We start from the raw sequence: 14,450 nt of genomic DNA on the forward strand, positions 1-14,450 counted from the left end.
GTTATTGATTTACGTTGAGCATGTTGGCGGGCAGCTTGACGCCGCCCAGGACGACTTGCAGGGCCGGGCCGCGGCTGCCGATCTGCATGGTGGTGTTTGGCGAGGCATTGCTGGCGGCAGCCGTGCCGGCCGGGCCATCCGTCTGCGTGACGGTGATGGTGGGCGCGGCCGCCAGCGTGCCGGGACGCGTATCGGCAAAGCTGCCCAGCACTTGCGCCTGCAGTTGCGCCACGGCTGCCTGGGCCGGCGGCGGCAGACTGGCCGACGTCAGGGTCAGGGCGCCGGCATTGCCCTCGGCTTGTACGAAGGCATAGTCGTTGGAAGCCAGGCCGCTGCCGGTGATGGCGTAATTGCCAGCCGGACTGCTGGCCGTGGCCGGGCTGGTCCAGGCCGGGGTGCCGCTGGTGGCATCGGCCAGTGTATCGCCGCCCAGCAAGCCGCTGACCTTGCCGCTCAAGCCATCGGGCGTGCGGCCACCCGTCAGGCTGGTAGCCGTGGCCGTGTACAGCAAGCTGGCCTTGGCGATATCGGCCGTGATGTTACCCGGCTGCACGATGGTGTAGTTAGCCGCGTCCGCGCCTTGCAAGATGTAGCCATCGATGATGACGGTCTTGGCGCTGCCGGCATGCTTGTCGGCAAAGAATGCCGTACCGCCCGTCACGCGCAATTCGTCGCCGCCCAGCGCCGTCACTTTGGCCGTGCCCGTCAGGGTGGCGCCGGTGGTGGCGTCATAGACTTTATTCGCCGCAGCCACGCCAGTGATGACCACGCTGGCTTTGCCGATGTCGGCCGTGACGTTGTTCGGTTGCACCAGCACATAGTTGGCCGCATCCGCGCCTTGCAAGACAAAGCCGTCGACGGTGACGGTTTTGCCTGTTCCGGCGTTCTTGTCGGCAAAGCGGGCATTGCCGCCCGTCACACCAAGCTGGTCATCGCCCAGCGCCGTTACTTTGGCCGTGCCCGTCAGGTTGGCGCCGGTGGTGGCGTCATAGACTTTATTCGCCGCAGCCACGCCAGTGATGACCACGCTGGCCTTGCCGATATCGGCCGTAACCTTGCCCGGTTGCGTCAGGTCATAGTTGCCGGCGTCCGCGCCCTGCAAGGCAAAGCCGTCGAGGGTAACAGTCTTGGCGCTGCCGGCGTTCTTGTCGGCAAAGCGGGCATTGCCGCCCGTCACGTCAAGCTGGTCGTCGCCCAGCGCCGTTACTTTGGCCGTGCCCGTCAGGGTGGCGCCGGTGGTAGCGTCATAGACTTTATTCGCCGCTCCCACACCAGTGATGACCACGCTGGCTTTGCCGATGTCGGCCGTGACCTTGCCCGGCTGCACCAGCACATAGTTGCCCGCGTCCGCACCCTGCAAGATAAAGCCGTCGAGGGTAACAGTCTTGGCGCTGCCGGCGTTCTTGTCGGCAAAAGATGCGCTGCCGCCGGCGACGCGCAGTTCATCGTCGCCCAGCGCCAGCACGCTAGCCTTGCCTGTCAGTGTGGCGGTCGTGGTGGCGTCATACACTTTGTTTGCGGCAGCCACGCCAGCGACGGTGACGCTAGCCTTGCCGATGTCGGCCGTGACGTTGTTCGGTTGCACCAACACATAGTTGGACGCATCCGCACCCTGCAGGCTGTAGCCATCAATGATGACGTTCTTGCCCTGGCCTGCGTTCTTGTCGGCAAAGCGGGCCACGCCGCCGGCCACGCTCAACTGGTCGCCGCCCAGCGCTTGTACGCTGGCCTTGCCCGTCAAGGTGGCGCCGGTGGTGGCGTCATAGACTTTATTCGCCGCGGCCACGCCAGTGATCACCACGCTGGCCTTGCCGATGTCGGCCGTGACGTTGTTCGGCTGCACCAGCACATAGTTGGCCGCATCCGCGCCCTGCAAGGTAAAGCCGCTCAGGGTGACAGTCTTGCCCATGCCGGCGTTCTTGTCGGCAAAATGGGCGGTGCCTCCGGTTACGCTGAGCTGGTCATCGCCCAGCGCTAGCACGCCGGCCTTGCCCGTCAGGGTGGCGCCCGTGCCAGCGTCATAGACTTTATTGGCCGCTCCCACGCCCTGCACATACAGCGTGGCGCGGTTGATGGTGGCGCTATGCTTGCCGCCCTCCAAGGTGTAGTTGCTGGCCTGGCCCGTGCTGCCGTCCGCCAGCGCCAGCGTGCCGTTGGCCATGGCCTTTTTTCCACCCGCGTTTTTGTTGTCGAGGATACCGCTACCCGACAGCAGCAGGTTCTCGCCTTGCACCAGGCCGTTCAGTGTCAGCAGACCGGCCGCCATGCTGGCGCTGCCGTCATAGGTGCGCGTGCCGTTCAGACTGATGACGGCCCGGTTGATCGTCAGGGCGCCCGCCTGCAGATCGATGTCATACCCTTGTTGGCCGGAATACAGGTAGGTGCCGACGGCGTTGTAGAGACCGGCATCGCGGATGGCGCCGTACAGGCTATTGTTTGAGGAAAAGATTTGCCCGGAACCGGCAGCGCCAGCGACCGAATAACGGGCATTGGACAGGCCGCCCGCATAACTTTTTCCATCGTAAGTCTTGCTGACAGCATCCGAGGTGACGGTCAGGGCGGTCAAGAAGCTGCGCAGCAGCGGCGCTGTCTGGCCTTCATAGATGCGCCAGATGGCATGGCTGCCGGCGGTGGACGCCATGTCCCAGCCGTCGAAGCTGGCTTGCGAACGCATCTGCGCAGCGCTCAGGCCGCGCACATTGCTCAGCGTGCCTTCGTTCTCGGCGATGCCGGCTGCCAGGGACTCGCCGCGCCAGAAACTGTCGCGTACCACGCCCGCGTTGTAGCCGACCAGGGCGCCCGTGCTGGCATTGCCGTGCACCTCGCCCGTCGCGTAGCTGTTGCTGACGCTATCGGTCGAGCGGGAATTGTAACCGAGCAAGCCGCCCACATCGCGGTCACCGCTCACCGCGCCGCTGGCGTAACTGTCGGCGATCGTACCGCTCTTGTTGTAGCCGACCAGGCCGCCCGCATTGTCTTCGGTGGCCGTGACATTGCCGTTGGCATAGCTGCCGCGCACGGTGGCGACAGCACCATCATAGCCGCGATTATCCCCTACCAGGCCGCCGATATTGCGCAAGCCGCTGGCATTGCCGCTGGCATAGCTGTCGATGATGCTGCCGCTATTCTGCCCGGCCAAGCCCCCCACTTTGCCACTGCTGCCGCTGACGGTGCCGCTGGCATGGCTGGCGCTGATGGTGCCGTCGAAATTCTCGCCTACCAGGCCACCGACACTGCTTTCCCCGTTGACGGTCGTCGTTGCGTAGCTATTGCTGACCAAACCTGCATTCGAACCGACCAGGCTGCCGACGGCGAAGGTGCCGTTGACGCTGCCACCGAGCAGGCCGATATTGCTGATGAGCGAAGTCCTGTCTGTATAGCCGATCAGGCCCGCATAGTCGTCGCTGGGGCGGTTGATATACAGGCCGCTGATGGTATGGCCCTGGCCATCCAGGCTTCCTGTGAACGCGTTATGGCGCGTGCCGACGGGAACGAAGCCGGTGCCGCCCCAGACATCCTTGCCGTTCGCCGTGCCGCTGGCGTCGATGTTGCTACCCAGCACATACGCGGCGCCTGGAGCCATGGCCATCAATTGCAGTTGGTGGGCATTCTGGATGGTGGTCGAGTACTCGGATGCCAGCATCGGATATGTGGCGCCGGCCGCGCCACCGGCATTGTTCAGACCGCCGTCCACGTTGACCAGCACCCAGTTGTTGCCCGTTGCGCCAGGCGTGGTGGTGAAATTGAATCCCGTAAAACTGCTGGCCGTGCGCATTTGCGCATCCGTCAGGCCGGTGCCGCCACTCGAGCTGGCCTGGCCAGTGCCGCTGATGGACCAGAAACTGTTGCTGACCTTGTTGGAATAGGCATTACTGCCAATCAGGCCGCCGACGCCGTTGCCGCCACTGGTGAGGACCAGGCGGCCCGTGGCGAAGCTGGTGTCGACACTGCCCCAGTTGATGCCAATCAGGCCGCCAATATAAGTCTGGCCCGCCACGCTTCCCGCGGCATAGCTGTTGCTGATGCTGCCGTTATTGCTGCCGACCAGGCCACCTGTCTGAGCCTGGCTCCTGACGGTGCCGGTGGCGTAGCTATTATCGATGCTGCCATTGTTGCGCGCCACCAGACCGCCGCTGACGGAGTAGCTGTCGACGTCGAGCGCAGCATAGCTGTTGCGGATGGTGCCTGCGTTTGTGCCGACCAGGCCGCCCGCTACATACGTGGCCCAGATACTGCCGCCATTCAAGCCCACATTCTGGATCAGGGCATCCTTGGTGGTGATGGAAAACAGGCCGCTGCCCTGGTTGCGCGAGGCTCGCATGCTGAGTTGATTGATCGAGTGGCCGAGCCCATCGAACACGCCGCTAAAACCCGTGTCGCCGCCGAGTGGTGCGAAGCCAACGCTCCAGCCGGCCTGCCAGCTGGCTGCGGCGGAGGCGTCGATATTTGCGCCCAGCACATAATTGCCATCCAGCTTGCCATTAATGCCTTGCAAGTCGGTGCCAGTGACGCTGCCGGCTGCTCCCAGGGTGGTAATCACCGTGTAGTTGGTGCGCACGCCGTCCGCGCCCAGTTTGGTGCTGAAGTTTTGCCCGGAGGGCAAACTCACCTGCGCGCCGCTGCCCAGCTGATACACGGCCGTGTTGCCGGCGGCAGCAGCGCCCTGGCCGTATTCCAGCGCCAGGCTGGCCGTGCCGGAACCGTTCAGGTTGGCATTGATATTGATGTTGCGCTGCGCGTTCAGGGTCAGCTGGTTGGCCGACCAGCTGACCTGGTCGTTGACGTGCACGTCGCCCGCCGTGCCGCGGCTGCCTTGCGTGCTCTGGATGACCACATTGCCGTTGCGCAGATTGTTCGTCAGGGCGGCGCCGCTGATGTCGCCGCCGCTGGCGGCGATGGTGAAGTCGACCGGGTCGATCAGCCAAGTGCCGGCGCGGCCCGACGGTGCTGCCGTGCTGATGCGGGCGTCGTTGCCGATCTTCACGTGGGCGGCACTCGTTTCGATGAAGCCGCCATTGCCGCCAGCGGCGGCGCTGGCGTCCAGGGTGCCGGCCACATGGGTGATGCCGGCGCTCATGCCGCCGAGCAGGATGATGCTGCCGTCGCGCTGTTCCACGCCGCGCGCTTCGATGACGCCCGTGTTGTTGACGACGCTGGCCAGCAGCGAATCACGGGCACCTGCGCTCATCAGCACCTGGCCGCCATCGGCGCGGATCAGGCCGCCGTTCTCGGCCAGGTTGTTCAGGGTGCTTTGGTCGATCTGCAACTGCAGCAGGCGCGCACCGTCAAAGCTCAGGGTGGCGGCGCTGCCGGCGCCCAGGGCGACCGTGCCGAGGCGGGCCGCAATGCTGCCGTGGTTGCTCACTTGCCGGCCCAGCAGGGCGACATAGCCGCCGTCGGCCGCGCGCAGCGTGCCTTCATTGACGACCTGGCCAGTGCCATTGCCGCTAAACGCATGCTTAGCGCCGCCCAGGCTGGCGTTGTCGACGTCGAGCGTCGAGGCCACCAGGCCGCCCACATTGACTTGCGCGCCGCGGCCGAACAGCACGCCGTTCGGATTGATCAGGTACACCTGGCCATTCGCGTTGACCCTGCCGAGAATTTGCGTGCCATTGCTGTCGAAGATGCGGTTGACGGCCAGCGCGCCAGCCGAGGGCTGGACGAAGTTGACGGTTTCATTCGCGCCCACGTTAAAACTGTTCCAGTTCAGCGCTGCCTGCTGGCTCGATTGCCTGATCGTGGTGCTGTTGCCCTGCTGGCTGATACTGGCCGTGCCTGCCATGACTTGCCCACCCGTGGGCGCGGCCTGCGCCGGCCCTCCCAGCGCCAGCGCCGTCATGGCGGCCGCTGCCGCGGCCAGTTTGCGGCGGCTGCCCTTGCCGCGTCCGCGCGAGGTTTCCGCGACGGCGACCCAGGCGTTCAAGACGTGGCTCCAGACGAGGCGGTAGATGTGATTCAACGATCCGTGACGGTGCATGCGATGTCCTTGTTGAGATGAATGGGGAAACGCCCGCGCGTCAGCGGGCATGGCCGGGCTGGCGCAAACGGGAAGTGGGGAAAGAACGGGTCAGGAACGCGGCGCGAACAAGGAGTGGCCGGTGCGGTGGCTGGCGAGTTGGTTGTGATACATGTTTTCCCTGTGCTGTGCGTGGACGGCGTCCGTTAGCGGCTGTATTTGTTGCTTTTTTAGATACGATCGTTATAAAAAGCTACAAAAATTTCTGAGCGGAAAGATATCAGAACGGAGAAATTTAAAATTGAGCAAACCTGAGCGATTCCCGACTGATTTAGTCGGGAATGCAGGAGAGAGTCAGACGGGCAGGCGCAGAACGAAACTGATGGTGCCGTCGTTGCCGGCGCTGGCCAGCGTGACCTGGCCGCCGTGCAATGCGGCGATGCGTTGCACCAGATACAGGCCCAGCCCGGCGCCGGGCTTGTGCTGGGCGATGCGGCCACGGAAATATTTCTGGAACAGGCGCGGGATTTCATCGGCAGGCAGCGGCTCGCCGTCGTTGCTGACGGCAATCTGCACGTGGCCGTCCTCGAGCGTGCCGGCCTGTACGCGGATCGCCAGGGCTTGCGGCGCGTGCCGGTCGGCATTGCTGAGCAGGTTGCGCAGGGCCACGCGCAGCAGGCTGGCATCGACTACGGCGCTGGCGGGCAGCGCCTGCACACTGGCCTCGATGCGGCCCGGCGGCCACTCGGCCAGCACGGCCGTCAGCAGGGCGGGCAAGTCGCACGGCAGGGGCCGGAAGGTTGCCGCGCTCGTTTCCATGCGGTCGGCGCTCAGGTATTCATCCACCAGCGCCGTCATGCGGCCGCTGGCTTCGCGCAAGTTCTGGCAGCGCTGCAAGGTTTTTTCCCGTGGCGCGTCCGCGTTGCGGGCAATTTGCTGGGCCGTGGTATTGATGATGGCCAATGGCGTGTGGAATTCATGCGACACCATGGCAACGAAATCCTGTTGTTCTTCGCGGGTGCGGGTTTCCACTTCCAGCGCGGCGCGCAATTCGCCCTCGAGCGCGGCGCGCCGGCCGATTTCCTGCCGCAGCGCCACGGTGCGCAGCGCCACCTGCTCTTCCAGGCGTTCATTCAGGGCGCGCACGGCGCTGACCGCCTCCGCTTGCGCCCGGTCCTTGGCGCGGCGCAATTCGGCGTAGCGGCGGTTGAGGCGCAGGCTCATCAGCATCATGTGCACGAAGGCACCCAGGGTGGCCGCGTGGTTGGTCCAGAAGTTCGGTGGCACGATGGCCATATTGCGCAGGAAACTGATCACTACTCCCGCGTAAAAGATGCCGAAGATAAACAGGAAGGCATGCGCCGGACGATGCCCGCGCAGCGCCAGCCAGCTGGCCAGGGCGATGAACAGCACGATCAATGGCAAGGCCGTCATTTGCACGACGAGCACGCCAGCGGCATAGTCGCCATGCAGCACCAGCAGCGCACCGCACAGCGCGGCAGCGGCCGTCAAGCCAACCACGACGCGGCTGAAGCGGGGAGACAGGGCGGGCAGTTCCAGTTGCAAGGTGGAAAAACGCGCACCAACGGCGATGGACATCGCCATCGACACGCCCAGCATGGGATCGGACAGCCAGTTCGGCATGTTGAAGATTTGCTGGGGAATGGCGATCGTCAAGGCTTCCGTCGTGGCATTCGTCAGCACGTACAGCAGATACCAGCCGCTGTGGGCTTCGCGCGTCATGCGCCAGAAAAAGATATGGAACAGGATCAAGAGCAAATAAGTGCCGAACTGCAAGCCGTAGTACAGGTATTCGCGGCGCGAAACGTCGTCGAACGTTGTGCCGGGCAACAAGGTCAGTTCGGTGGACATGGCCTTTTTGCTGTGCAGGCGCACCAGCCAGCGCTGTGGCGTATCGGCTTGCAGGCGCAGCGGAAACACCACCTGGCGCGCATCGATGGGCCAGTTGCTGCGCGCCACGTCGGCGCCCGCCTGCTGCAAGATCCAGTGGCCCGCCGCATCCCAGCGGTATAACCGTACATCGTCGAGCACTGCGTTGCTGAAACGCAGGACCCATTCATCGGGGGCGGCCGCCGCGCGTGTCACGTCCAGGCGCAGCCAGACCGCGTCCTGCGTGTAGCCGGCGCTGACGGCGCCGGGCAAGGTGCGCCAGCCGGGCGCCGCCAGTGCCGCATCGGGGCCCAGCCTGCCCGTGGCATCGCGCAGCATCTGCAGGTGGCCGCTGGCGGACACGGGTTGCCCGCTGGCCGGCAGCAGCAGCGGCGCAGGCACGGTCACTGCTGCTGCAGTGTGGGGGAACAGGGTGGCGAACAACAGGCAAATGGCGAGCAGGATTTTCATGGCGAGGCAGCTTACCACGGCCATCGGGGCAGTCAGAAAGACAACTTCCCGGCCCCACGGCGATCGGTTATCCTTGCGCCATGTTGAACCTCATCCTGCTTGAAGACGAAGCCGTGCTGCGCCACGAGCTGACCGAGTTTCTCGGCGATTGCGGTTACCGCGTCAGCGCCGTGGCCGACCTGGCCGCCTTCCATGCCTGCTACACGCCGGCCCTGCACCGCATTGCCATCATCGACCTCGGCTTGCCCGATGGCGAAGGCATGGTGCTGGTGCGCGCCTTGCGCGAGCAGGGACTGCCCATCGGCATCGTCGTGTTTACGGCGCGCGGGGCGACGCAGGACAAGGTCAACGGACTGGGCGGTGGTGCCGATTACTACCTGCCCAAGAGCGCCGACCTGGACGAACTGGCCGCCACCCTGGGCGCGCTGGCACGGCGCCTCGGCGCGCCCCTGCCCGCCGCCGTGCCGCCGCCCGCCACGGCGTGGGTGCTGGAACTGGGACCGCGCCGCCTCTTGCCGCCCGGCTGTGGCGCTATTGCGCTGTCGCAACAGGACGTTACCGTGCTGCACGTGCTGATGGCCGAGCCGGAACGCATCGTCAGCCGCCAGCAAATCGTGCAATCGCTGGGCGAGGATTTTCTCAGCTACGACCAGCGCCGCCTGGATACCCAGATCAGCCGTTTGCGCCGCAAGGCGGAACAGGCGGCGGGCCTGGCCTTGCCCATCAATACCGCCCGCAATGCCGGCTACCGCTTCTATGCGGACGCCGAAGTGCGCCCCTGAGTTTCCCGCCTGCCGCCGCGAAAGAGCTGTGGATAAGCCTGTCGATAAGTAGGCTCGCAACTTGTTGGCAAGCTGTGTGTAGCCGGTGCACAAGTTTGCCTTGCCACATCTTTACATGCTTTTCATGCTGCTGCGGCAACGCGCGGGCCAGGTGACGGTGGCGCCTGCCTCACTCCCCCTGCCCGCCTGCCATCGCCAGCCCTCGTCACCCCTGTGTATAAGCCTGTGGGCAAGTGCGGCATAAGCGGTGGAAAAGCACCGTATAAATCTGTGGGCAAGCGGTGGGCAAGCAGTGGACAAATACAATCGATGAATCACACGGCGATGCGCGTCTCGAATTTGCTGCGGAACGTGGAAAAATAACTCTTCACGTTGCGCACATTCGCGTGCGCGGCGAACAGGCGGTGCGCCAGCGCGTGATAGGCGGGCATGTCGGCCACCTGCACCATCAGCACGAAATCGGGCCCGGGCGAGACGCGGTAGCATTGCAGCACAGCCGGTTCCTGCGCTACCAATTGTTCGAATTCCGCCATGCGTTCCGCCGCCTGCACGTCGAGCGTGATTTCCACGATGGCCGTCAGGCGCGCGCCCACCAGCTGCGGCGCGACGATGGCCACTTGCCGCTCGATGACGCCGCTTTCCCGCAAATGCTTGACCCGCCGCAAACAGGTGGGCGCCGAAACGTGCACCGCCTGGGCCAGCTCGCTGTTGGTTTGCGACGCATCAATTTGCAGGGCGTTCAGGATGCGACGATCGATCTCGTCGAGGGTAATGTTGCTATCGTTCATGATTGTGATGAATTGGAAAATAAATCGATTCTAAATGAAATAATATTTCATCGCAAAATGAGTGTGAAATATTCAGTCAAAAATACACGGATTTAGAAAGCATATTTCATTCACTCTGCATTAGCATGCGTGCATTGATTAAATTTTAGACAGAGGTTTCCATGTGCGGCATCGTCGGCGCGGTAGCGCAACGTAATATCACTCCCATCCTGGTCGAAGGCTTGAAGCGCCTGGAATACCGCGGCTACGATTCCTGCGGCATCGCCCTGCATGCGGATGGCCGTCTGCAGCGTTCGCGCTCCACCTCGCGCGTGGCCGAGCTGGAAAAGCAGATCGCTGAAGAAGGCTTGAGCGGTTTTACGGGCATCGCCCACACGCGCTGGGCCACGCATGGCGCCCCTGTCTCGTTCAATGCCCACCCGCACTTTTCCCCAACGGAAGAGAACGCCCGCGTGGCGCTGGTGCATAACGGTATCATCGAAAACCACGACGAACTGCGCGCCGAACTGACGGCCCTCGGTTACGTCTTCCAGAGCCAGACGGACACGGAAGTGATCGCCCATCTGGTCGAGCACATGTACAACGGCGATTTATTTGAAACCGTGCAACAGGCCGTGAAACGCCTCGACGGTGCGTATGCGATTGCCGTCTTCTGCCGCGACGAACCGCACCGCGTGGTCGCCGCGCGCCAGGGCTCGCCCCTGATCGTCGGCCTGGGCAATGGTGAAAACTTTGTCGCGTCGGATGCCATGGCGCTGGCCGGCACCACGGACCAGATCATCTACCTGGAAGAAGGCGACGTGGTCGACCTGCAACTGTCGCGCTGCTGGATCGTCGACGTCGATGGCAAGCCCGTCGAGCGCGAAGTGAAAACCGTGCATGCGCACACGGGCGCGGCAGAGCTGGGCCCGTACCGCCATTACATGCAGAAGGAAATTTTTGAACAGCCGCGCGCCATCGGCGACACGCTCGAAGGCGTGACGGGCATCATGCCGGAACTGTTCGGCGACGACGCCTATAAAATCTTCAAGCAGATCGACCGCGTGCTGATCCTCGCCTGCGGCACCAGTTCGTATGCGGGCATGACGGCCAAGTACTGGATCGAATCGATCGCCAAAGTGCCCGTCAGCGTGGAAGTGGCCAGCGAATACCGCTACCGCGACAGCGTGCCGCACCCGAACACGCTGGTCGTCACCATTTCGCAAAGCGGCGAAACGGCCGACACCCTGGCCGCCCTGAAACATGCGCGCAGCCTGGGCATGCAGCACACCTTGACTATCTGCAACGTGGCCACCAGCGCCATGGTGCGCGAATGCGCCCTGGCCTACATCACGCGCGCCGGCGTGGAAGTGGGCGTGGCCTCCACCAAAGCGTTTACCACGCAGCTGGCCGGCCTGTTCCTGCTGACCCTGTGCCTGGCGCAAGTCAATGGTCACTTGAGCGAAGAACAGGAAGCGGCGCACCTGAAAGCCATGCGCCACCTGCCCGTCGCCATCGCTTCCGTGCTGGCGCTGGAACCGCAGATCATCGCCTGGTCCGAAGAGTTCGCCCGCAAGGAAAACGCCCTCTTCCTGGGCCGCGGCATGCATTACCCGATCGCCCTGGAAGGCGCGCTGAAGCTGAAGGAAATCTCGTATATTCACGCCGAAGCGTATCCGGCCGGCGAACTGAAGCATGGCCCGCTGGCCCTGGTGACGAATGAAATGCCCGTCGTCACCATCGCGCCGAACGACGCCCTGATCGAAAAGCTGAAGTCGAACATGCAGGAAGTGCGCGCCCGCGGCGGCCAGCTGTACGTCTTCGCCGACGTCGATTCGCGCATCAGCTCCGGCGAAGGCTTGCACGTGATCCGCCTGCCCGAGCACTACGGCGACCTGTCGCCGATCCTGCACGTGGTCGCGCTGCAATTGCTCGCGTATCACACGGCGCTGGCACGCGGCACGGATGTGGATAAGCCACGCAATCTGGCCAAATCGGTGACGGTGGAGTAAGCAGGCGGATTGCGCCTTTCTCTGGCAGCGTGGTGCCGCCAGAGAGGCGCTCGTCACACCGGATGCTCAAAGGCCTGGGCCGGTGCGAGCACGGTACTGCTCTATCCACTTCACGGATTGTGCGATGCCGCCAAAGGGAAAGAAATGCAGGCTGACCTCGCCATGTGCTTCGGTCAGGCCATTGGCCAGGCGATCGACAAACAGATCCGGTCCTGCCGTGCCGAACAGCTTGCCGATGGACACGCCGTACTTGGACCACATCGATGCGCAGGCGCTGACGCCGCACATGGCGGCATAACGGGCCAGCACCGCGATGCTCGCGGGGCCCGGGACGCCCACGCGCACGGGATGGTCAATGCCACGCTCGCGCAGCGCTTTCAGCCACGTCAACACGATGTCGGCATCAAACGCAAACTGCGTGACGATCAAGGGCGCCATGCCCCGCTTGCCGATGCTGTCGCACTTGCGTTCAAGCACCTCCCACTGTTCGGCCGTGCTCATGACCGGATGGCCTTCCGGGTGGCCACCCACGCCGATCACCTGCATGCCCGAGCGCTCGAAAATGCCTGTGTCGATCAGTGCGGCACTGTCGGAAAACGGCCCCATCGCGGTGGATGGATCGCCAGCGATCACGAAGCAGCGCTCGACGCCCGCTTCGGCGACCGCGCGCTGGATGAACGACTCAAACTCGGCAAGCGAGGCAATCCGGCGCGCAGACAAGTGCAGCATGGGTTCAAAGCCGAGGCTGCGCACGGTCCGCGCCGCGGCCAGCCGCGCGTCGTTATCCTCGCGCGGCAGGTAGGGAATGGCAATGGTGGACGCGGGCGCTATCCGCGGCGCCGCCGCGTTCAATGCAGGCATGTCCTTTGCACTGACTTCCAGGGAATACGCGTGCGTGATGTTGCCAGCGGCCCTGAGCTGAGCGGGATGCATCAAGAGATGACCCATGGCGTCGCTGCGGTCACTGCGCACTGGTGCTGGCAGGCTGGCGCGCCAGTGCGATGAAGGCCCGCACGTAGTCGATGGCGGTGTCCGTCTCGCGTGCCCCCAGGAAAATCTGCTTGGCGATGCCGTGCACACCCAGCCGCACAGGCACCACGTCCATCTTGGCCGCGTATTCCTCGACCAGCCAGCGCGGCAGGGCGGCCACGCCGCGGCCGCTGGCCACCATCTGCAGCATGATGTCGGTGGTTTCGATGGCTTTGTGGCGCTTGGGCGTGACACCGGCCGGCAGCAGGAACTGGTTATAGATGTCCAGGCGCTCGATGTCCACGGGGTAGCTGATGAGCACTTCCCGGGTCAGCTGCTGGGGCTGCACATAGGCCGCCGACGCCAGGGCATGGCCCTTGGCCACGACGAGCACCTGCTCGTAGTCGAACACGGGCTCGAATGTCAGCCCAGGCTTGTATAGCGGATCGGGCGTGACCAGCAGGTCGATTTCGTAGCCGAACAGCGCGCCGATCCCGCCGAACTGGAACTTTTGCTTGACGTCCACATCCACGTCGGGCCATGCGGCCAGATACGGCGACACCACCTTCAGCAGCCACTGGTAGCAAGGGTGGCATTCCATGCCGATGCGCAGCGCACCGCGCTCGCCCTGCGCGAACTGGCCCAGGCGCTCTTCGGCCAGGTCCAGTTGCGGCAGCACCCGGTTCGCCACCGCCAGCAGATACTGGCCGGCCTGCGTCAGGCGCAGATTGCGCCCTTCGCGCAGCCAGACGTCGGTGCCCAGTTGCTGTTCCAGTTTCTTCATGCTGTGGCTCAGGGCCGACTGGGTCAGGTGCAGCACGCCTGCGGCGGCCGTCAGCGACCCTTGTTTCTCGACCTGCTGGACGATGCTGAGGTGGATGCGTTCAAGCATTGAGATGAGCCATGTTCATGGATGTATGAAATAAGACCATTATACTTCATCGATTCCCGCCGCTATCATCGATTCCCTTGTTGCCTGCACTTTTACGGCCCTGGCGCATCCATCTACATGAAAGCAAACATGACACGTCCACTTCGTTTAGTCGCGGTTTCCGGCGGGCTGCAACGCCCTTCCAAGGCAGCAGCCCTGGCCGAGCACCTGATGGACCTGATCGCCGATGAAGTGCTGTGCGAACAACGCCTGGTCGAACTGGGCCAGCTCGCACCGCAGCTTGCCGGTGCGGTCTGGCGCTCCCACCTGCCCGAGACTGTGGAGCGGGAACTTGCAGCGGTCGAGCAAGCCGACATCCTGGTGGTGGCAACACCGGTCTACCGTGGCGCGTACACGGGACTGTTCAAGCACTTCTTCGATTTCATTGACCAGGACGCCTTGATCGACAAGCCGGTCCTGCTGGCGGCCACCGGCGGCAGCGAGCGCCATGCCCTGATGATCGACCACCAGTTGCGGCCGCTGTTCAGCTTTTTCCAGGCACGCACATTACCGCTGGGTGTGTATGCGACCGACAAGGATTTCCTCGACTACCGCCTGCAGGACGAAGCCCTGATCCAGCGGGCCACACTGGCGGTGCAACGGGCATTGCCGTTGCTCGACTTGACGCGCCATGCGAGATCTGCCACTGCTGAAGAGCTGGTCGCAGCCTGA

8 protein-coding genes are annotated in these 14,450 nt (G+C 63.9%); 3 read left to right on the top strand and 5 right to left on the bottom strand.

Annotation, left to right across the window (positions count from 1 at the left end; translation table 11 throughout):
- Position 1: 1 nt before the first annotated feature.
- Together O3297_RS26525 and O3297_RS26530 are read right to left on the bottom strand one after the other, a co-directional pair.
- Positions 2 to 5,977: a YDG domain-containing protein gene (locus O3297_RS26525; protein ID WP_305050900.1), complete on the bottom strand. Its 5,976-nt coding sequence runs from the start codon at positions 5,975 to 5,977 to the stop codon at positions 2 to 4.
- A gap of 333 nt (positions 5,978 to 6,310) precedes the next feature.
- Positions 6,311 to 8,317, bottom strand: a complete 2,007-nt coding sequence (locus O3297_RS26530) for a sensor histidine kinase (protein WP_305050901.1) — start codon at positions 8,315 to 8,317, stop codon at positions 6,311 to 6,313.
- Positions 8,318 to 8,397: 80 nt separating this feature from the next.
- Here O3297_RS26530 and O3297_RS26535 point away from each other — a divergent pair, with 80 nt between their 5' ends.
- Positions 8,398 to 9,099 (top strand): response regulator transcription factor, encoded by a 702-nt coding sequence (locus O3297_RS26535; protein WP_099395537.1) that lies wholly within the window; start codon positions 8,398 to 8,400, stop codon positions 9,097 to 9,099.
- A gap of 314 nt (positions 9,100 to 9,413) precedes the next feature.
- Here O3297_RS26535 and O3297_RS26540 read toward each other — a convergent pair whose 3' ends face one another.
- Complete coding sequence (locus O3297_RS26540) at positions 9,414 to 9,887, bottom strand: Lrp/AsnC family transcriptional regulator (protein ID WP_092609646.1); 474 nt, start codon at positions 9,885 to 9,887, stop codon at positions 9,414 to 9,416.
- Between the two features lie 161 nt (positions 9,888 to 10,048).
- Here O3297_RS26540 and glmS point away from each other — a divergent pair, with 161 nt between their 5' ends.
- Positions 10,049 to 11,878, top strand: a complete 1,830-nt coding sequence (glmS, locus tag O3297_RS26545) for a glutamine--fructose-6-phosphate transaminase (isomerizing) (protein ID WP_034782627.1) — start codon at positions 10,049 to 10,051, stop codon at positions 11,876 to 11,878.
- Between the two features lie 66 nt (positions 11,879 to 11,944).
- Here the strand turns inward: glmS and O3297_RS26550 are convergent, their stop codons facing one another.
- Positions 11,945 to 12,826, bottom strand: a complete 882-nt coding sequence (locus tag O3297_RS26550; RefSeq protein WP_305050902.1) for a methylenetetrahydrofolate reductase — start codon at positions 12,824 to 12,826, stop codon at positions 11,945 to 11,947.
- A gap of 13 nt (positions 12,827 to 12,839) precedes the next feature.
- Entirely contained in the window at positions 12,840 to 13,739 is a 900-nt protein-coding gene (locus O3297_RS26555) for a LysR family transcriptional regulator (RefSeq protein WP_305050903.1), read from the bottom strand.
- A gap of 129 nt (positions 13,740 to 13,868) precedes the next feature.
- On the opposite strand from O3297_RS26555, the gene msuE reads away from it, so the two are divergent.
- Entirely contained in the window at positions 13,869 to 14,450 is a 582-nt protein-coding gene (msuE, locus tag O3297_RS26560; RefSeq protein ID WP_099395539.1) for an FMN reductase, read from the top strand.

Source organism: Janthinobacterium sp. SUN128 (assembly GCF_030587275.1).
Taxonomy (GTDB): domain Bacteria; phylum Pseudomonadota; class Gammaproteobacteria; order Burkholderiales; family Burkholderiaceae_D; genus Janthinobacterium; species Janthinobacterium lividum.

Bases quoted from the DNA above. Each gene is read 5' to 3' on its own strand.
- msuE (WP_099395539.1), top strand. From the start codon at position 13,869: ATGACACGTCCACTTCGTTTAGTCGCGGTTTCCGGCGGGCTGCAACGC.
- O3297_RS26535 (WP_099395537.1), top strand. From the start codon at position 8,398: ATGTTGAACCTCATCCTGCTTGAAGACGAAGCCGTGCTGCGCCACGAG.
- O3297_RS26530 (WP_305050901.1), bottom strand. From the start codon at position 8,317: ATGAAAATCCTGCTCGCCATTTGCCTGTTGTTCGCCACCCTGTTCCCC.
- glmS (WP_034782627.1), top strand. From the start codon at position 10,049: ATGTGCGGCATCGTCGGCGCGGTAGCGCAACGTAATATCACTCCCATC.
- O3297_RS26540 (WP_092609646.1), bottom strand. From the start codon at position 9,887: ATGAACGATAGCAACATTACCCTCGACGAGATCGATCGTCGCATCCTG.
- O3297_RS26550 (WP_305050902.1), bottom strand. From the start codon at position 12,826: ATGGGTCATCTCTTGATGCATCCCGCTCAGCTCAGGGCCGCTGGCAAC.
- O3297_RS26555 (WP_305050903.1), bottom strand. From the start codon at position 13,739: ATGCTTGAACGCATCCACCTCAGCATCGTCCAGCAGGTCGAGAAACAA.
- O3297_RS26525 (WP_305050900.1), bottom strand. From the start codon at position 5,977: ATGCACCGTCACGGATCGTTGAATCACATCTACCGCCTCGTCTGGAGC.